Genomic DNA, 16,879 nt, shown 5'->3' with positions numbered 1-16,879 from the left:
GACGGCGCAGTGGGCTGGCGCCGTCACCTCAATACCCGTGGCGCGCAGAGGCGAAACGGCACAGCGGGTTTGGCGAGCGGCGCCACGGGGGACTCGGACGTCACAGACCAAGGGAGGATTTCATGGCGACCTGCGATACCTGCGGCAACCACTACGACAAGGCGTTCACCGTGACGTGGGCCGACGGCCGCAGCGCGACGTTCGACAGCATCGAGTGCGCGGCCATGCAGGTGGCGCCCGAATGCGCCCACTGCGGATGCCGGATCCTCGGGCACGGGATCGAAACAGAAGAGGCGATCTTCTGCTGCGCCCACTGCGCCCGCAAGGACACCAACGCCGACGTCAACGACCGCTACCCGGTGCCCGCGGGCGGCTGACTACCGCAGAATCGTCGTCACGATGCCCGCGAGGTAGCCGAGTCGGGCGACCTCCGACGGACGGAACGCCGGCCCACCCGGGCGGCCGAGCACGACCGCGGTGCCGGGCTCCCCGAGCGGGGCGGCCGCCAGCGTGGTGTCCATATCGCGCCACACCTGCGGCACCCAGTCTGCGGAGGCGTCCAGCGCCTCGGCGTGCGCCAGCGGCAGCCAGGGCGCGCTTTCGGCCTGGGTTTCGGGGGCTCCGTGGCTGCCGACGACGCGCTCGACCCCGGACTCGCCGGCACGTACCACCGTGCACCAGCCGACCCGGAGAACCCGCGGCGCCTCGTCCGCGAGCACCTGCAGCTTGCCTGCCCGGCCTTTCGCCGCGGCGATGTGGTCGATCAGCTCGAGTTCGCGATGCGCCTCCAGCAGCCCGGTGTGGGGGCGGATGGTGTCCACGTAGACCCCGGCGAGGCTTTCGGCGGCGGTGATCAGCATGTCGGGCATCGCCCCGGCTGGCAGGTCGACCACCAGATCGTCGATCGCGTAGCCGGCAACGCGTTCGACAACGTCCAGGGACAGGATGTCGGCGCCCACCGAGCCGAGTGCCACCGCCAGCGAGCCGAGCCGGCCGGGCCGGTCCTCGACTTGAACTCGCAGCAAATAGGAAGGCACGGCGACCACTTTCGCACGGACGGTCCCGTGAAGCGACTCGCGAAGCGACTCGAAAAAGGGCCGTGCCCAGCGCCGCCGACCCGGGTCGCGCGCCCCCCGACTAGGCTGCGTGGTCGTGTCACAGATCTCCCGAGACGAGGTGGCCCACCTGGCCCGACTGGCCCGCCTGGCGCTGAGCGATGACGAACTCGACAGCTTCGCCGGCCAGTTGGACGCCATCCTGGGCCATGTCAGCGCGATTCAGTCCGTCGACGTCGCCGGTGTCAAACCGACCGGCAACCCGCTGACCGACGTCAACGTCACCCGCCCCGACGTGGTGGTGCCGGGCCTCACCCAGGACGAGGCTCTGGATGCCGCACCGAACGCCGTCGACGGGCGCTTCGCCGTCCCGCGAATCTTGGGAGAGCCCGAATGAGCAGCACCGAGCTGATCCGCGAGGACGCCGCCACCCTGGCCGGTCGCGTCGCCGCCAAGGAGATCTCGGCGACCGAACTGACCCAGGCGTGCCTCGACCAGATCGCGGACACCGACGACCGGTTCCACGCCTTCCTGCACGTCGCCGCCGACGAGGCGCTGGCCGAAGCCGCCCGCATCGACTCGGCGGTGGCCGCGGGCGAACGGTTGCCGTCCCCGCTGGCAGGTGTGCCGATCGCGCTCAAGGACGTGTTCACCACCACCGATATGCCCACCACCTGCGGGTCGAGGATCCTCGAGGGCTGGCAGGCGCCGTACGACGCCACCGTCACCGTGCGGCTGCGCGCCGCGGGGATGCCGATCCTCGGCAAGACCAACATGGACGAATTCGCCATGGGCAGTTCGACCGAGAACTCCGCCTACGGCCCGACCCGCAACCCGTGGGACGTCGACCGGGTGCCCGGAGGATCCGGCGGCGGTAGCGCGGCGGCGCTGGCGGCGTTCCAGGCGCCCCTGGCGATCGGTACCGACACCGGCGGCTCGATTCGCCAGCCCGCGGCGCTGACCGCCACCGTCGGGGTGAAGCCCACCTACGGCACCGTGTCGCGGTACGGGTTGATCGCCTGTGCGTCGTCGCTGGACCAGGGCGGGCCGTGTGCGCGCACGGTGCTCGACACCGCGCTGCTGCATCAGGTGATCGCCGGACACGATCCCCGGGACTCCACGTCGGTGGAGGCCGAGGTGCCCGATGTCGTCGCCGCGGCCCGTGCCGGCGCCGACGGCGATCTGCGCGGTGTGCGGGTCGGTGTGGTCAAGCAGTTGCGCGGGGAGGGCTACCAGCCCGGTGTGCTGTCGTCGTTCAACGCCGCGGTCGAGCAACTCACCGCGTTGGGCGCCGACGTCACAGAGGTGGACTGCCCGAACTTCGACCATTCGCTGGCCGCCTACTACCTGATCCTGCCCTCGGAGGTGTCCTCGAACCTGGCCCGCTTCGATGCGATGCGGTTCGGGATGCGCGTGGGCGACGACGGCACGCACAGCGCCGAAGAGGTCATGGCGTTGACCCGGGCCGCGGGCTTTGGTCCAGAAGTCAAGCGCCGCATCATGATCGGCACGTATGCGCTGTCGGCCGGCTACTACGACGCGTACTACAACCAGGCGCAGAAGGTCCGCACCCTGATCGCCGGCGATCTCGACGCGGCGTACGAGAAGGTCGATGTATTGGTCACCCCGGCTACTCCTTCCACGGCGTTCCGCCTGGGGGAGAAGGTCGACGATCCGCTGGCGATGTACCTGTTCGACCTGTGCACGCTGCCGCTGAACCTGGCCGGGCACTGCGGGATGTCGGTGCCGTCGGGCCTGTCGCCGGACGACAACCTGCCGGTGGGTCTGCAGATCATGGCGCCCGCACTGGCCGACGACCGGTTGTACCGGGTGGGGGCGGCCTACGAGGCGGCCCGCGGCCCGCTGCCCACCGCGTTGTAGGCGCGGGCAGACGCAAAACTGCCCATTTTGTCGCGATTTCAGGCACTTTTGCGTCTGCTCGCGCAGAGGAACCAGGGGACGGGCAAAATAGGGATATGCGCATCGGAGTTCTCACCGGCGGCGGTGACTGTCCCGGCCTGAACGCCGTGATCAGGGCGGTGGTCCGTACCTGCGACGTGCGCTACGGCTCCTCGGTCGTGGGCTTCCAGGACGGCTGGCGCGGACTGCTGGAGAACCGGCGGATCCAGTTGCGCAACGACGACCGCAACGACCGCCTGCTCGCCAAGGGCGGCACGATGCTCGGCACCGCGCGGGTGCACCCGGAGAAGCTGCGCGCCGGGCTGGACCAGATCAAACAGGTCCTAGACGACAACGGCATCGACGTGCTGATCCCGATCGGCGGCGAGGGCACGCTGACCGCCGCGCACTGGCTGTCCGAGGAGAACGTCCCGGTGGTCGGGGTGCCGAAGACCATCGACAACGACATCGATTGCACCGACGTCACTTTCGGGCACGACACCGCGCTGATGGTGGCGAGCGAGGCCATCGACCGGCTGCACTCCACCGCCGAGTCGCATCAGCGGGTGATGATGGTCGAGGTGATGGGCCGCCACGCCGGCTGGATCGCGCTGAACGCCGGCCTGGCCTCCGGGGCGCACATGACGCTGATCCCCGAACAACCCTTCGACGTCGAAGAGGTGTGCCGGCTGGTCAAACAGCGGTTCGTGCGCGGGGATTCGCATTTCATCTGCGTGGTCGCCGAGGGCGCGAAGCCCGCGGAGGGCACCATGCAGTTGCGCCAGGGCGGAACGGACGAGTTCGGCCACGAGAAGTTCACCGGGGTCGCTCAGCAGTTGGCGATCGAGGTCGAGAAGCGGGTCAACCGTGACGTGCGGGTGACCGTGCTCGGGCACGTGCAGCGCGGTGGCACGCCCACCCCCTTCGACCGGGTGCTGGCGACGCGTTTCGGCGTCAACGCCGCCGACGCCGCACACGCGGGCGAGTACGGGATGATGGTGTCCCTGCGCGGGCAGGAGATCGGCCGGGTTTCGCTGGCCGACGCCACCCGCCAGTTGAAGCTGGTGCCGCAGACCCGCTACGACGACGCTGCCGAATTCTTCGGCTGACGGGTCAGGCGGTCAGCCGCTGCGCGGCATAGGCGGCGGCCTGGTCGATCATGCCGTTGGCGCCGTATTGGCTGTGCGCGAACAGGTTTCCGCCGGTGTCGGTGCAGATCGGATCGTCCGGGATGCACTGGTTGAGCGTCTTGTCCGCATACAGCGTGCCGATCGTGATGGGCGGTGCGCTGATCGCGTCGAGGAACCGTGTCGACGGCTGCCCGAACAGGACGACGGCGGAGACGTGGTCGGCGATCTCCGGGGCCATCGGTCCGGTGATACCGGCCGGGGGAATGTAGCCGGGCGGGATCTCGTCGGCCGTGACGTAACCCATGACTGCGGCGCCCTGGGAGTAACCGCCGAGCACCATCTTCGAGTCCGGGCAGGTGTCGACGACCTGGCGCACGCGGTTGCTCGTGTCGATGACGCCGTCGGCCGCCCGGGGCCAGTCCGGACTCGCCGGGTAGGCCACGGGATGGACCTGGACGGACCTGCCGCCCAACTGGTTCTGCAGGGCATCCACGAAGGCCTGGCCGACCCAACCGACGCCGGGCGCCTCGGTGGTGCCCCGCGCGAAGATGACCTCGACGTCCGGACACGGTTCGGCGACCGCGACCGGGAGCGCCGGCACCCCGCCGGCCAGCACACCCGACCCGACCGCTGTAGCGGCGAGAACCCTTCTCCAGGCCCGACTGATTTTCATTCCTGACCCCGATCCGTTGATCTTGGCCGGCACTTTAGTCGGGCTTATTAACTGGTGCGACCAGTCGCCGTCGCGATGTCCTGCGGCCTTCGTCACTGCGCGACCCACGCTGTTGCGTCGATCGCATTCCGGGCATCGTCGTGGCTGAGTGGGCCGCCACTAGGATCGATGCCATGACGGCGACATCGGTGGCAGAACTGCTCGACTACGACGACGTGGTGGCACGCTTCGAACCGGTGATGGGCATGGAGGTGCACGTCGAACTGTCGACGGCGACCAAGATGTTCTGCGGGTGCGCGAACGCCTTCGGCGCCGAGCCCAACACGCAGGTCTGCCCCGTCTGTCTCGGGCTGCCCGGTTCGCTGCCCGTCCTCAACGAGCAGGCCGTCGAATCGGCGATCCGGATCGGGCTGGCGCTGAACTGCGAGATCGTGCCGTGGTGCCGGTTCGCCCGGAAGAACTACTTCTATCCCGACCAGCCGAAGAACTATCAGATCTCGCAGTACGACGAGCCGATCGCGATCAACGGCTACCTCGACGTGCCGCTCGACGACGGCAGCACCTGGCGGGTCGAGATCGAACGCGCGCACATGGAGGAGGACACCGGCAAGCTGACCCACCTGGGTAGCGACACCGGCCGTATTTCCGGCGCGACGAACTCGCTGGCCGACTTCAACCGTGCGGGCGTGCCGTTGATCGAGATCGTCACCCGGCCGATCGAGGGCGCGGGTGCGCGGGCACCGGAGATCGCCCGCGCCTACGTCACCGCGCTGCGCGATCTGCTGCGGGCGCTCGGAGTGTCGGACGTGCGGATGGACCAGGGGTCGATGCGCTGCGACGCCAACCTGTCGCTGAAGCCGATCGGGCAGGCGGAGTTCGGCACGCGCACCGAGACGAAGAACGTCAACTCGCTCAAGAGCGTCGAGGTCGCGGTGCGTTACGAGATGCGCCGCCAGGCCGCGGTGCTGACCTCCGGCGGCACGATCACCCAGGAGACCCGGCATTTCCACGAGGACGGTTACACCTCGCCCGGGCGCAGCAAGGAGACCGCGGAGGACTACCGGTACTTCCCCGAACCGGACCTCGAACCGGTCGCACCGGACGCCGGGCTCGTCGAGCGTCTGCGCCAGACTCTGCCCGAGCTACCGTGGTTGCGCCGCAACCGGATTCAGCAGGACTGGGGCATCTCCGACGAGGTGATGCGCGACCTGGTCAACAACGGTGCGATCGACCTCGTCACCGCGACCGTCGAGCACGGCGCCTCCAGTGAGGCCGCGCGTGCCTGGTGGGGCAACTTCCTGGTGCAGAAGGCCAACGAGAGCGGAGTCGAACTCGACGCGCTGCCGATCACCCCCGCGCAGGTGGCCGCGGTGGTCGCACTGGTCGACGACGGCAAGCTGTCGAACAAGCTGGCCCGTCAGGTCGTCGAAGGTGTGCTCGCCGGTGAGGGTGAGCCGGCGCAGGTGATGGCCGACCGCGGGCTGGAAGTGGTGCGCGACGATTCGGCGCTGCAGGCCGCCGTCGACGAGGCGCTGGCCGCCAATCCCGGCATCGTCGAGAAGATCCGCGGCGGCAAGGTCCAGGCCGCCGGCGCGATCGTCGGTGCGGTGATGAAGGCGACGAAGGGTCAGGCCGACGCGGCCCGGGTGCGCGAGCTGGTGCTGGCCGCCTGCAGCTGAGCCCGCTCACATCCGGTGGCGCAGCCGTATCCCGTTGAACCGCGCCCACATCTGGGCGCTGCGCTGCTCCGGGGTGACGGTCACGGTGTCCGGCGGTAGCGTGTCGGCCAGATCGGCCACGTCGACCAGGGTGGTGCGCAGTGCGGCGGGCTGCCCGTCGAGCAGGTGACGGTAGGTCACGTTGCCGCGGCTGAAACCCTGTGTGTCGAGCCAGTTGTGGCAACCCGGGTCGTCATGGGTCAGCACCACGCGAATCTTTCCGTCGCTGTCGGTCACGGTCCTGCTCGGGGTGTAGCTCACCGGGCGGTACAGGTAGTCCATGCTGTTGAAGAACACGCCCATGTTGGTGAGCGTCCACAGCCCGTCGTGCGCGTCGAACTCGATGATCAGAGCCTCGTCGACGTCGAGTTCCCAGTACATGTTCACCGCCGCGCGGCCCCGCTTGCCGTCGTCGGCGGTGGAGCCGACGGCCGGGAACCGATTGGGGTGCTCGGCGTCGACACCGCCGTAGGTGAACGGGTACTCCGGCCAGTCGCGCATGACCCCGTCGACGAAGTCGCCGGCCCATCCCATCGCGGCCACCATGTCGGCCGGCGTGGGCAGCGGCCGCGGTGACGCCATGTCCACCCGCTCGATCCGCACCACCGCGGGCTGTTCGTCCCACCGGTCGAATCCCTGGCGGATGAACAGCTTTCGCGACTCGGGCGTCGTCGGCAGCCAGTTCGGATCGCGCCGCGGTCCGCCGACATACAGTTCGAAGTCCCCGCCGGGCGCGGTCGTCAGCGCATCACCGAGCAGGTTGACCTCGGGGACGTCACCGAACGGCTCGTGCAGCACCCCGGGGCCCGAGCCCCGCGGCCCCTGCACGGTGATGTTGAAAAATGGTGCGGTGCCTCGATTTCCGGTGACGCGGTAGGTTTCCTTTCCGTCGATCCAGGCCTGATGGTAGGTGAAGTCCGCGCAGTCACCGCCCAGTTTGCGCAGCGGGGTGCAGAAGGCGTGCACGACCGGGTACCGGGGGTCAGCGGTCTCGAGTGCGAGGTCGAAGGCCTGCCCCAGATTCTGGGTGAGGAAGCGCAGCGCGTCGACGCGCTGCATCCCCGAGGTGGCGTTGTGATCCTTGAACGCCTGCTTGCCAGCCGCTTTGAGCCGGTCGCAGAACGTCGCCCACGAGTCGGACAGGGCCGCGTCGTCGGGGCCGTCACCGAACGCCATCAGGCCCCCAGCCGGTCGAGTATCGCGCCGACGTTCTCACACGCGCGGCGCGCTGCGGCCGAACGGCCTTCGGCGTCGATACGCGGTCCGATCAGCTCCAGGTCGAATCCGTGCGCATACCCGCCGCTGAGCATCTGGCGGACGAACAACTCGACGGGGATCGCGCCGTCGCCGGGCACTGCGCGTGCGGGCAACGCCCGGTCACCCAGTACGTAGTCGCTCAGTTGCACGTGCTCGACGCGGGGCAGCGCGCGCTCGACCAGCGCCGGGAGATCGGCCTCGGCCCAGCAGTGGAACAGGTCGATGCAGATGCCGAGGTCCGCCATCTCGGCGAGCGCGAGGGTGTCGCGCAGGGAGTGGGCGATGTGGATGTCGGCGTAGAGGCTCGATGCGTTCTCGATCGCGACCGCCACACCACATTCACGTGCGTATACGACACAGGGGAACACGGTTTCGCAGAACTGTTCGGCCGCCTGCCGCCACGAGAGCGACCCGCGGCCGCCGGTGAGCATGTAGACCATTCGCGCTCCGGCCCCGGCGGCCGCGTCGATCACCCGCGTCAACGCGTCCCGCGCGGCCGCACGGTCGGACTCGAGCCGCCCGGCCGAGAACAGGTGGTAGACGGCGTCGATGCGGTATCCGTGGGCGGCGAGCAGGGGCGCCAGCCCGGGATCGGACAGCTGGGAGTCGAGAATGCTCAACCGTCTCAGACCCAGTGCACTCCAACGGGTGTGCAGTTCGTCGAGCGGGGCGCCGTAGAACGTCACGCTGTGTACCGACAACCGGTCGTGCATCGGCCTCAGTTCCGTTTCTCGACAGCCACGCCGAATCTCTCTCGGAAGGGCCCGAACTCCTCGTTGAGCGCGTCGATGTCCTCGCCGATGTCGGTGAGCAGCGATGTGGAATACCGGAACTTGCCGTACCGGTCGCCTCGGTTGTGCGCCAGATAGTCGCGCATCGCAGCCTCCGCTGCCTCCGACAGGTGCCGCCCGCAGAAGGCGTAGAAAGCCCGAACGGTCCCAACGGGATCGGCGACGAAATCGGTGTAGCGCACGTGGTGCACCCGAGGGTCGTCGACCAGGGGATGGCTCATGGTGTTGGCGATGCTCGCGCGGGTGAGGTCCAGGTGCATCCGCGCCGCGGCCTTCAGATCGACCGGCCCGACGATGCCATCGAGGATGTCGGCCATCATCATGGTGCGCGATGCGGCGACCTGGACGGGGTCGCGGTGCAGCCACATGAGCGACGCGTCCGGATACCCGACGAAGAACTCGGTCAGGCGGAAACCATGAAAACCCTTGAGCACCCAGTACTTCCGTGGTCGGCCGTACTGGCACTGCTGCAGCATCGCCTTGTGGATGCGGTACTGCGCGGCCGGGTCGGTCGGCAGACCCCCGACCACGGTCTGCATCGGCACCCGCCACCACGCCGTCGGCGTCATGACGCGGAAGTCGAACGCCCACGTGCGCTCGTCCTCGGGCAGGCCGTCGCCGAGCATGTCGTTGTAGGGGTGACTGTGCAGCCACTTGGGTAGCTTTGCGTTGATCTCGCGCCAGTCGGCGTCCGCGCGGGCGCGACGGGGATCATCGGGTCCTGCCAGTCCCGGCGGCGGTGAGGGATACATCACCTCCCAGAACCGCAAGGCCCGCGCATCGGGGTCGACAGACATCAGCGCATGCATGAGCGTTGTGCCGGAACGTGGTTCGCCGGTGACGAACATCGGCCGGTCGATCACCTCGGCCGCAATGGGGTAACGGTCGCGGTCGGCGAAGAACTCCAGCCGCGAGGTCAACAGCCAGTGGCACACTTCGGCGGCGCGTCGTCGGCCGTCAGTGTCCATCGCGAGGTCGTTGAGGTGCTCGACCGCCACGCCGAACCGCGCGGGCAGCGTCGTGTCGCCGTAGTCGTGCAGTCCGGTGGCGGCCTCGGCACGCGCCAGCAGGTCTTCGGCGGTCAACCGGTCACTCATGTGGGCGCTCCGCACAGCCGCATCAGTTCGTCCTCGGCCTCGCCGACGTTGGCGGCTGAGGCGGCCGCGTACCACAGACCCGCCATGGCGCCGTAGTCCATGATCTTGGGCACCCGCAGGCCGGCGTCCACGTAGTGCTTGACGGTGCGGGCGACCTGAGCGGGTGTGCCGTGCGGCAGGACAGCCAGGATCGACTCCGGGTCGACGCGGCCGAGGAAGTCGACAATCCGCTCGCGGGTCAGCGTGGCCGGGTCGATGTCGTGGAATCCGCGCCAGTCGTCGCCCATCGGATGCTCGTGCCCGAGCGCGCGCAGGGTGTGCGCGCTGACCTGCAGCAGGAACGCCTTGACGAGCGGTGCCTGCAGGATCTCGGCGAGCGCGGCGTCGTCCGTCCCGATGAGGCACACCTGGATGAAGCACGGGGTGATCGCCAGCGGATCGCGTCCCGCGCGTTCGGCCGCGGCGCGGACGGTGGCGAGCATGTCGGCGTAGTGCTCGGGGGTCCACGCACCGGCCGGCCACCAGCCGTCGGCGTGGCGGCCGACGATGTCGAGCATCCGTGGCCCGCTGGCGCCGATCCATATCGGAGGGCGGCGACCCTCGAACGGCTCGGTGTCCAGGCGTGCCTGACGCAGCCGGTAGAAGCGGCCGGCGTAGTCGACCGGCCCTTCGGACTCCCACAGCAACCGGATGACCTGCAGTGCCTCCTCGAACCGGCTGACGGGCCGGTTGAAGTCGAACCCGTACGGGACGATGTTCTCGCTCTCGCCACTGCCCACACCCAAGATGAACCGGCCGCCGGACAGGTGGTCGATCGTCAGTGCGGTCTGCGCCAGTGAGGCCGGGTGCCGCCGCACCGTGTCGACGACAGCGGTCGCCAGCGGCGTGTTCTCGGTCAGCACGGCCGCCGCGGCGGCCACCGCCATCCCGTCGAGGTGCCGATGTGGGGAGGGGGATGCGGCAGCCAGGTCGGTGAACTCCGGCGTCCAGATCGAGTCGGGCCAGAAACTGACCATGTGGTCGGGCAGCCAGATGGAGTGGTAGCGGCCGCCGTCGAGCTCGGCGAGCACCGACAGGTCGAGCGGCAGTGTGGTGCGCAGGAAGGCGGCGGGCTGAACCGTCGGCGCCGTGGAATCGCTGGGCACCCGCACAGCTTAGGGGCGGGTGGTCGTTGCACCGATCGTTTTCGGAGAATAGCCTTCTCGCAATATGCAAGGGCGTTCTCGCGATGATCGCCGGCCGGCGACGAGGGGAGCTGCCCGATGACGGACACGGTCACCGTGACGACACCGTGCCCGGGTGTCGTTGTGCTGCAGCTGAACCGGCCCGGACGTCTCAACGCGCTGAACTCCGTCATGGTCGGCGCACTCGCTGCGACATTGGCCGACGTCGGTACGGACACCGCGACGCACGCGGTCGTGCTCACCGGGGCCGGCCGTGGTTTCTGCTCCGGCATCGACGTACGCGACTTCGGCGACGGGATGCTCGAAGCCGATGCCCCGGCCCTGGACCGGATGCGATTCCAGGAGACGATGGCGGCCCTGCCGCGGGCTCTTCGGGCGCTGCCGCAACCCGTGGTCGCCGCCGTGAACGGCCCGTGCGTGGGCGCCGGGCTGGCGTTGTGCCTGGCCGCCGACATCCGGATCTGTTCGACCGCCGCCTCGTTCGGCAATGCGGCGATCCTGCTGGGGCTGTCCGGAGCGGAGATGGGCATGAGCTACCACCTACCGCGGATCGTCGGCACGAGCGTGGCGGCGGACTGGATGCTGACCGGGCGCACCGTGACCGCCGCGGAGGCCGACCGCCGCGGGCTGGTCAGCGAACTGGTGGACCCGGAGGGTCTGGTGGATCGTGCGGTCGAACTGGCCGCCCTGGTGGCCGGTCTCTCGCCGTTCGGCGTGCAGTTGACCAAACGCGCACTGCAGGTCAACACCGACGCCGCGAGCCTCGATGCCGCACTGGAACTGGAGAACCGCAATCAGGTGCTGTCCCACGCGACCGACGAGGCGGCGGCCCGCAGGCAGACGTGGACGTAGGGGAGAGGCTCGCCGATGGCATGGGATTTCTCGACCGACCCGCAGTGGGCGCAGCAGTTGGCATGGGTCGACGAGTTCGTCCGCACCGAATGCGAACCCGTCGACCAGATCGTCGAGGAATCGCACGATCTGAACGATCCGGTGCGCCAGGCGCTGATCCCACCGCTGCAACAGATCGTCAAAGACCGCGGGCTGTGGGCCACCCATCTCGGCCCGCACCTCGGCGGCCCCGGCCACGGCCAGGTGAAACTGGCCCTGCTCAACGAAATCCTGGGCCGCTCGGAGTGCGCACCCATCGTCTTCGGCTCTCAGGCCCCCGACTCGGGCAACAGTGAGATCCTCGCCCACTACGGCACCCCCGAACTCAAGGAGCGCTACCTCGAGCCGTTGCTCGACAATCGGATCATCTCCTGCTTCTCGATGACCGAACCGCACGGCGGGTCCGACCCGAAGGTGTTCACCACCACCGCCGTACCGGACGGCGACCACTGGGTGATCAACGGCGAGAAGTGGTATTCGTCGTTCGCGTCGATGGCGTCGTTCATCATCGTGATGGCGATGACCGATCCGGATGCGCCGCCGTATCAACGGTATTCGATGTTCGTCATACCCGGTGGCACGCCAGGGGTCAACGTCCTGCGCGACGTCGGGCTGGGATACCAGCCAATCGGTGGCGGCGGGCGCGAGGGCTACGTGCGGTACGAGAACGTGCGGGTCCCCGCCGACCACATGCTGGGGCCGCGCGGCGGCGCATTCGTGGTCGCGCAGACCCGCCTCGGCGGCGGCCGTATCCACCACGCGATGCGCACTGTCGGATTGGTGCGGCGGATCTTCGACATGATTCGCGAACGGGCGGTGTCGCGCTACACCCAGGGCGGCATGCTCTCCGACAAGCAGATGGTCCAGCAGATGGTCGCCGATTCGTGGATGGAGATCGAGGCGTTCCGGCTGCTGACCCTGCAGACCGCGTGGAAGATCGACCAGTACAACGACTATCGCGCCGTCCGTGCCGACATCTCCGCCGTCAAGGCGATGATGCAGAAGGTGCTGCACGACGTGTCGGCCCGCGCACTGCAGATCCACGGTTCGCTGGGCACCTCCCACGAGATGCCGTTCGTGCAGTATCTCACCGAGTCGTTCGTGCTCGGGCTGGCCGACGGGCCCACCGAAGTGCACAAGGTCACGTTGGCCCGGCTGCTGCTCGCCCATGTCGAGCCCGCCCCGGACACGTTCCCCTCGCAGCATCTGCTGCGCCTGCGCGCAGAGGCGGAGGCGAAGTTCGCCGACAAGCTCGCCGGCATCCCGCGCCACCGGTGAGCTCAGGCGAGCAGCGTCGTCGCCCGCCCCAGCAGGGTCGGCAGGACGGGTGCCATCGCCTCGAATTCCATACGGGGCGTGGCCTTTCGACGGTTGTGCTTGACGATCAGTGACCACGTCGCCGCCGACTTGAAACCCGCCAGCGCCATGAACCACGTGAGCTCCGGCAGCGGGACGCCGATCGCGTCGGTGTAGCAGGCCGCCAACTCGCCGACCGGTGGCACGAGGTCCACGTAGGACGTCGGCCGGCGGTAGGTGGCCGGATCGGCGTTGACGAGGAACCACCCGGCGTCGATCCGTGGGTCGCCGACCGACCAGATCTCCCAGTCGATGACTGCGGTGATCTGCGTTCCGGAGGCGACGAGGTTGCCGAGACGGAAGTCGCCGTGCACCACGCTCGGACGCACGGGTTCGGGTGCGGTGGCCCGCAGTGCGTCGCGCAGTTGCTCCCAGCCCGGCACCAAGCCGGGGTCGACGGTTCGCAGCGTGGCCGACCAGCGGTCGACCTCCGCGGCCGCATCGACGATGGGCTCACCGGTCAGCCCGAGGTCCGCGGGCGGCACCCGGTGCAGCGCCGCCAGCACCCGGGCAGCATTCTGAAACCGTTCGGGCACAGCGTCTCTGAGTGGGCAGTCGGTGTCGAACAGCGGCTCGAACGTCTCACCCTCGGCCAGCGTCATCACCAATAGGGGAGGCACCTCGGGCGGTGTGCCGCGGTCGGTGCGCAGGACCGCGGGCACCGGCACGTCCGTCGCCGCGAGCGCCTCGATGATCCGCGCCTGCCGCAGCACGTCGCGGTGTCCCACGGGAGCATGACCCGACGGCGCCACCTTCACCACGACCGGCCGATCGTTCAAGGTGCCGCGGAACGTCAGGCTCGACGCCCCACCCGCGAGCGGGTGGACGTCGGAGACCCCTGCCGCCGTCAACCGCTCCCGCAGCGGTGCGAGGTCGAGTTCACCCACGCAGCCAACCGATCTCCGTCAGGAACGACTGCGTGTGGGCGATTCGTCCGGTCAGCGTCGCCGGATCGCCGGTGCACAGGGCCAGCGCGGTTTCCGCGATGAGGCTGATGTCCTCGGTGTCGGTCTTCGCCAGGTCGAGCGTGCCGGCACCGGGAGTGGCGACCGGATTCGTCGGCGCCGCCGCGTTGACCGCGATCCCGTCGTCGAACAGTTCTGCGGCAAGGCTTTTCGTCAGCCGGTTCAGCGCCGCCTTCGCGGTGCCGTAGACACCGAAGCCGGCGGTGCGGTCGAAGTCGGAGAACGGCGGACCGGGCGGCAGGTCGCCGCCCACCGATGTCACGTTGAGGATCCACCCGCGGCCGCGTTCGCGCATGGCGGGGATCGCCAACTGGCTCAGGTGCAGCGGGGCGAGCAGATGCATCTCCAGCATCAGCCGGGCCCGTTTGTCGGGGAAGCCGTCGAGTGGCCGTAGGAACGTCACCGCCGCGTTGTTGACCAGGATGTCGGGCGCACCGACGGTCTCCACAGCCTCGGCGAACAGGCGTTCCCGCTCCGCGGGGAGGGACAGATCGGCGGCGACGGCGACCGCGGAGCCGCCCGCGGTGAGAATCGCGTCGCGCGTCTGCTGCAGTGACCCCTGGTACTTGGGATCGGGCTCCATCGTCCGCGCCGTCAGCACCACCGTCGCCCCCTCGGCGGCCAACCGGGTCGCGATCGCGGCCCCGAGACCCCGGCTGCTGCCGGTCACCAGGGCCACCCTGCCCCCACACCGACCCGCCACGCCGCCTCCTACGAGAACGCGTTATCCACCGACGAGAACGACATTATCGCTCCGCGTCGACGGGGAGGTGAGTGTCTAGGTGTTGTCGGCGTTGCTGCGCGGGAAGCCACCGCCCTGCGGGAAGAGCGGGAACACCACGTCATCGAGGCGCTCGGCGTCGCCCGCGGTCTTGTTCACCGTCGCACCCCAGACGTTGCCGTCGGCGGACAGCGCCAGCGCCCACGCATGCCCGCGGGTGTCCTGACGGATCACCTCGGGCTGGCCGGTCACCGCGCCGGTGTCGGGCGCCTGGCGCACCGCGACGGTCTGCTTGGTGTTGACCAGGTTGACGAGCACGGTGCCGTCCAACGCCGCACACCCGGCGACCCCGGGCCGGTCCGGCCACGTCCACACCGTCGAGACCTTCGAATCCTTGGTCATCTTCTGCAGCCGGTCGGCCGTCGCCGTGCGGTCGGTGACGTAGAGCGCCCCGTCGGAGGGGTCGATGCACATACCGCCGCCCGGGCCCAGACCGCTCATCGCGGTCGTCGTCGGCGCCTGGTCGACCGTCGTCGGCTGCTCGATGCGCAGCACCTTGCCGGCCTGCGACGCCGGATCGGCCGCCGCGGCGGGATTGCCCGCATCGCCGGTCTGCACCAGCAGCGTGGTGGGACTGGTGAAGATCAGCGCGCCGGTGTTGCCGGTCGCACCCCTGGGGATACCGGTGAGGATCGGCTTGGGCACGTCGCCGTCGGCGATGCGCACCACCCGGTTGTCCGACGGCGTGCTGACGTAGGCGTACATCAGCCTGTCCTGGGTGTAGGTGGGGGAGAGCACGATGTCCATCAACCCGCCGTCGCCCGAGGGATCGACCGGGATCGTGGTCTTCACCTTGGGTTCGGCGCGCACCGACACCTCTTTGACCGCGCCGGTGGTGCGCTCGGCGACGAGCGCGGACTGGCTGTCCGGCAGCATGATCAACCCGCTCGTGCTCTCCAGGCAGCCCTGCATCACGCCGGGGGCGGGGCAGGCCTTGGGGAACGGTTTGGCCGGCAGCGGCGGGGGCGGCGGCTCGGACGACGTCGGCCCGGGACGAAGCTCGGGTTCGGTGGTGAACGGCTGCGACTGGGCCTCGTCGAAACGTGCGCAGGCCGACCCGGACAGCGCCGTGACGCACAGCAGTGCTGCCACTCCAAGAAGCGGCCGGCGCGTTCTCATGCTGGCCAGGTTACGGATTCTTCCGGAGTGCGCGCCACGGCGGTGCCGACTCGACACCGGCAAGACAACGGCAGAAGCGCCGTGGTAAATGCACGATTCCGCGATGATCAGCACTTACCCTGGCAGGCGTGACCAGTCACCCCCAGGACGCGCGCACCTGGCAACGGCCCGACGATCCGGCCCGGCCGACCTCGGCAAGCCTGGTCGACCCCGAAGACGACCTGCCGTCGTCGACCTACGGCGGCGATTTCGAGACCACCGCGATCCCTCGCTACGACACCGACAAGGGCGCCCCGGCGCCTCCGGCGTTCGGGCTGATGAACGATCCCGAACCGTTGCCGTACGTCCAGCCGCATGCCAACCACCCGATGATGCCGTTCGGGGCGGAGCCCACCGAGATCGGACCCGACGCCACCGACGAGCAGGTCAAGGCGGCACGCAGGCGGGGCACCCAGGACCTCGGGCTGATGCTGCTGCGCGTCGGGCTCGGCGTCCTGCTCGTCGGGCACGGCCTGCAGAAGGCGTTCGGCTGGTGGGGCGGGCCGGGTCTGGGCGGCTTCCAGGATTCTCTGGCCGAGATCGGCTACCAGCACGCCGACATCCTCACCTACGTCGGCGCCGCCGCGCAGATCGGCGCGGGCGTCCTGCTCGTGCTCGGGTTGTTCACGCCGGTCGCGGCCGGGATCGCGCTCGCGTACCTGATCAACGCGCTGCTCGCCGGTGTCGCGGGCCAGTCCGAGGGGTTCCCGTTCTTCCTGCCCGGCGGCTTCGAATTCCAGGTGACGCTCATCGTGATCGCCGCCGCGATCATCCTGACCGGGCCCGGGCGCTACGGCTTCGACGCGGGCCGCGGCTGGGCGCGTCGCCCCTTCGTCGGATCGTTCGTCGCGCTGGTGCTCGGGATCGGGCTGGGCGTCGCCGTGTGGGTGTTGCTCAACGGCGCCAATCCGCTGGCCTGACGCG

The 16,879-nt window shown here is 69.3% G+C and carries 17 protein-coding genes; 8 read left to right on the top strand and 9 right to left on the bottom strand.

Translation table 11 applies throughout. The features are described from left to right. The first annotated feature begins 122 nt into the window (after positions 1-122). Positions 123-377 (top strand): metallothionein, encoded by a 255-nt coding sequence (locus I7X18_RS18630; protein ID WP_193043514.1) that lies wholly within the window; start codon positions 123-125, stop codon positions 375-377. On the opposite strand, the gene I7X18_RS18625 is transcribed toward I7X18_RS18630, so the two are convergent. Further along, positions 378-1,046, bottom strand: coding sequence for an ACT domain-containing protein (locus I7X18_RS18625; RefSeq protein WP_193043513.1), 669 nt, complete (start codon positions 1,044-1,046; stop codon positions 378-380). Positions 1,047-1,152: 106 nt separating this feature from the next. Between I7X18_RS18625 and gatC the strand changes: the two genes are divergently transcribed. From gatC to I7X18_RS18610, 3 genes are all read left to right on the top strand, one after another. After that, entirely contained in the window at positions 1,153-1,452 is a 300-nt protein-coding gene (gene gatC / locus I7X18_RS18620) for an Asp-tRNA(Asn)/Glu-tRNA(Gln) amidotransferase subunit GatC (RefSeq protein WP_193043512.1), read from the top strand. Further along, on the top strand, positions 1,449-2,936 hold the full coding sequence (gene gatA / locus I7X18_RS18615; RefSeq protein ID WP_193043511.1) for an Asp-tRNA(Asn)/Glu-tRNA(Gln) amidotransferase subunit GatA: 1,488 nt from the start codon (positions 1,449-1,451) through the stop codon (positions 2,934-2,936). Before gatC ends, gatA begins: the two co-directional genes overlap by 4 nt. Positions 2,937-3,031: 95 nt before the next feature. Then, complete coding sequence (locus I7X18_RS18610) at positions 3,032-4,063, top strand: ATP-dependent 6-phosphofructokinase (protein ID WP_193043510.1); 1,032 nt, start codon at positions 3,032-3,034, stop codon at positions 4,061-4,063. A gap of 4 nt (positions 4,064-4,067) precedes the next feature. Here the strand turns inward: I7X18_RS18610 and I7X18_RS18605 are convergent, their stop codons facing one another. Continuing rightward, positions 4,068-4,757 (bottom strand): cutinase family protein, encoded by a 690-nt coding sequence (locus I7X18_RS18605; RefSeq protein WP_193043509.1) that lies wholly within the window; start codon positions 4,755-4,757, stop codon positions 4,068-4,070. Between the two features lie 173 nt (positions 4,758-4,930). Here I7X18_RS18605 and gatB point away from each other — a divergent pair, with 173 nt between their 5' ends. Next, complete coding sequence (gene gatB, locus I7X18_RS18600; RefSeq protein ID WP_193043508.1) at positions 4,931-6,436, top strand: Asp-tRNA(Asn)/Glu-tRNA(Gln) amidotransferase subunit GatB; 1,506 nt, start codon at positions 4,931-4,933, stop codon at positions 6,434-6,436. Positions 6,437-6,442: 6 nt separating this feature from the next. On the opposite strand, the gene I7X18_RS18595 is transcribed toward gatB, so the two are convergent. Genes I7X18_RS18595 through I7X18_RS18580 form a run of 4 tightly spaced genes read right to left on the bottom strand, consistent with a single transcriptional unit; the run spans position 6,443 to position 10,765 of the window. Further along, positions 6,443-7,651, bottom strand: a complete 1,209-nt coding sequence (locus I7X18_RS18595; RefSeq protein WP_193043507.1) for a hypothetical protein — start codon at positions 7,649-7,651, stop codon at positions 6,443-6,445. After that, positions 7,651-8,445, bottom strand: coding sequence for a sugar phosphate isomerase/epimerase family protein (locus I7X18_RS18590; protein ID WP_404822701.1), 795 nt, complete (start codon positions 8,443-8,445; stop codon positions 7,651-7,653). Before I7X18_RS18590 ends, I7X18_RS18595 begins: the two co-directional genes overlap by 1 nt. A gap of 5 nt (positions 8,446-8,450) precedes the next feature. Beyond that, complete coding sequence (locus I7X18_RS18585; protein WP_193043506.1) at positions 8,451-9,620, bottom strand: sulfotransferase family protein; 1,170 nt, start codon at positions 9,618-9,620, stop codon at positions 8,451-8,453. After that, a complete protein-coding gene (locus tag I7X18_RS18580) occupies positions 9,617-10,765 on the bottom strand; it encodes an LLM class flavin-dependent oxidoreductase (protein WP_193043505.1) in 1,149 nt (382 codons plus the stop codon). Before I7X18_RS18580 ends, I7X18_RS18585 begins: the two co-directional genes overlap by 4 nt. A gap of 117 nt (positions 10,766-10,882) precedes the next feature. Here I7X18_RS18580 and I7X18_RS18575 point away from each other — a divergent pair, with 117 nt between their 5' ends. After that, complete coding sequence (locus I7X18_RS18575) at positions 10,883-11,656, top strand: enoyl-CoA hydratase/isomerase family protein (protein ID WP_193043504.1); 774 nt, start codon at positions 10,883-10,885, stop codon at positions 11,654-11,656. 15 nt (positions 11,657-11,671) lie between these two features. After that, positions 11,672-12,973, top strand: coding sequence for an acyl-CoA dehydrogenase family protein (locus tag I7X18_RS18570; RefSeq protein WP_193043503.1), 1,302 nt, complete (start codon positions 11,672-11,674; stop codon positions 12,971-12,973). A gap of 2 nt (positions 12,974-12,975) precedes the next feature. Here I7X18_RS18570 and I7X18_RS18565 read toward each other — a convergent pair whose 3' ends face one another. From I7X18_RS18565 to I7X18_RS18555, 3 genes are all read right to left on the bottom strand, one after another. After that, positions 12,976-13,938 (bottom strand): phosphotransferase family protein, encoded by a 963-nt coding sequence (locus tag I7X18_RS18565; protein ID WP_193043502.1) that lies wholly within the window; start codon positions 13,936-13,938, stop codon positions 12,976-12,978. Then, positions 13,931-14,719: an SDR family NAD(P)-dependent oxidoreductase gene (locus I7X18_RS18560; RefSeq protein ID WP_193043501.1), complete on the bottom strand. Its 789-nt coding sequence runs from the start codon at positions 14,717-14,719 to the stop codon at positions 13,931-13,933. Before I7X18_RS18560 ends, I7X18_RS18565 begins: the two co-directional genes overlap by 8 nt. A 75-nt stretch (positions 14,720-14,794) precedes the next feature. Then, positions 14,795-15,916, bottom strand: coding sequence for a PQQ-dependent sugar dehydrogenase (locus tag I7X18_RS18555; protein ID WP_193043500.1), 1,122 nt, complete (start codon positions 15,914-15,916; stop codon positions 14,795-14,797). A gap of 128 nt (positions 15,917-16,044) precedes the next feature. Between I7X18_RS18555 and I7X18_RS18550 the strand changes: the two genes are divergently transcribed. After that, the gene (locus I7X18_RS18550; RefSeq protein WP_193043499.1) at positions 16,045-16,875 is read left to right on the top strand and encodes a DoxX family protein; all 831 of its coding nucleotides are present in this window, start codon (positions 16,045-16,047) and stop codon (positions 16,873-16,875) included. The last annotated feature ends 4 nt before the right edge of the window (positions 16,876-16,879 follow it).

Source organism: Mycolicibacterium baixiangningiae, from assembly GCF_016313185.1.
In the GTDB taxonomy this organism is placed as follows: Bacteria; Actinomycetota; Actinomycetes; order Mycobacteriales; family Mycobacteriaceae; genus Mycobacterium; species Mycobacterium baixiangningiae.
The sequence above is the reverse complement of the archived record's forward strand: the minus strand, read 5'-3'. Positions and strand labels throughout refer to the sequence as shown.

Coding starts and splice junctions, on each gene's coding strand:
- gatA (WP_193043511.1), top strand. CDS start 1,449: ATGAGCAGCACCGAGCTGATCCGCGAGGACGCCGCCACCCTGGCCGGT.
- I7X18_RS18610 (WP_193043510.1), top strand. CDS start 3,032: ATGCGCATCGGAGTTCTCACCGGCGGCGGTGACTGTCCCGGCCTGAAC.
- I7X18_RS18575 (WP_193043504.1), top strand. CDS start 10,883: ATGACGGACACGGTCACCGTGACGACACCGTGCCCGGGTGTCGTTGTG.
- gatB (WP_193043508.1), top strand. CDS start 4,931: ATGACGGCGACATCGGTGGCAGAACTGCTCGACTACGACGACGTGGTG.
- I7X18_RS18555 (WP_193043500.1), bottom strand. CDS start 15,916: ATGAGAACGCGCCGGCCGCTTCTTGGAGTGGCAGCACTGCTGTGCGTC.
- I7X18_RS18590 (WP_404822701.1), bottom strand. CDS start 8,445: ATGCACGACCGGTTGTCGGTACACAGCGTGACGTTCTACGGCGCCCCG.
- I7X18_RS18595 (WP_193043507.1), bottom strand. CDS start 7,651: ATGGCGTTCGGTGACGGCCCCGACGACGCGGCCCTGTCCGACTCGTGG.
- I7X18_RS18605 (WP_193043509.1), bottom strand. CDS start 4,757: ATGAAAATCAGTCGGGCCTGGAGAAGGGTTCTCGCCGCTACAGCGGTC.
- I7X18_RS18570 (WP_193043503.1), top strand. CDS start 11,672: ATGGCATGGGATTTCTCGACCGACCCGCAGTGGGCGCAGCAGTTGGCA.
- I7X18_RS18585 (WP_193043506.1), bottom strand. CDS start 9,620: ATGAGTGACCGGTTGACCGCCGAAGACCTGCTGGCGCGTGCCGAGGCC.
- I7X18_RS18630 (WP_193043514.1), top strand. CDS start 123: ATGGCGACCTGCGATACCTGCGGCAACCACTACGACAAGGCGTTCACC.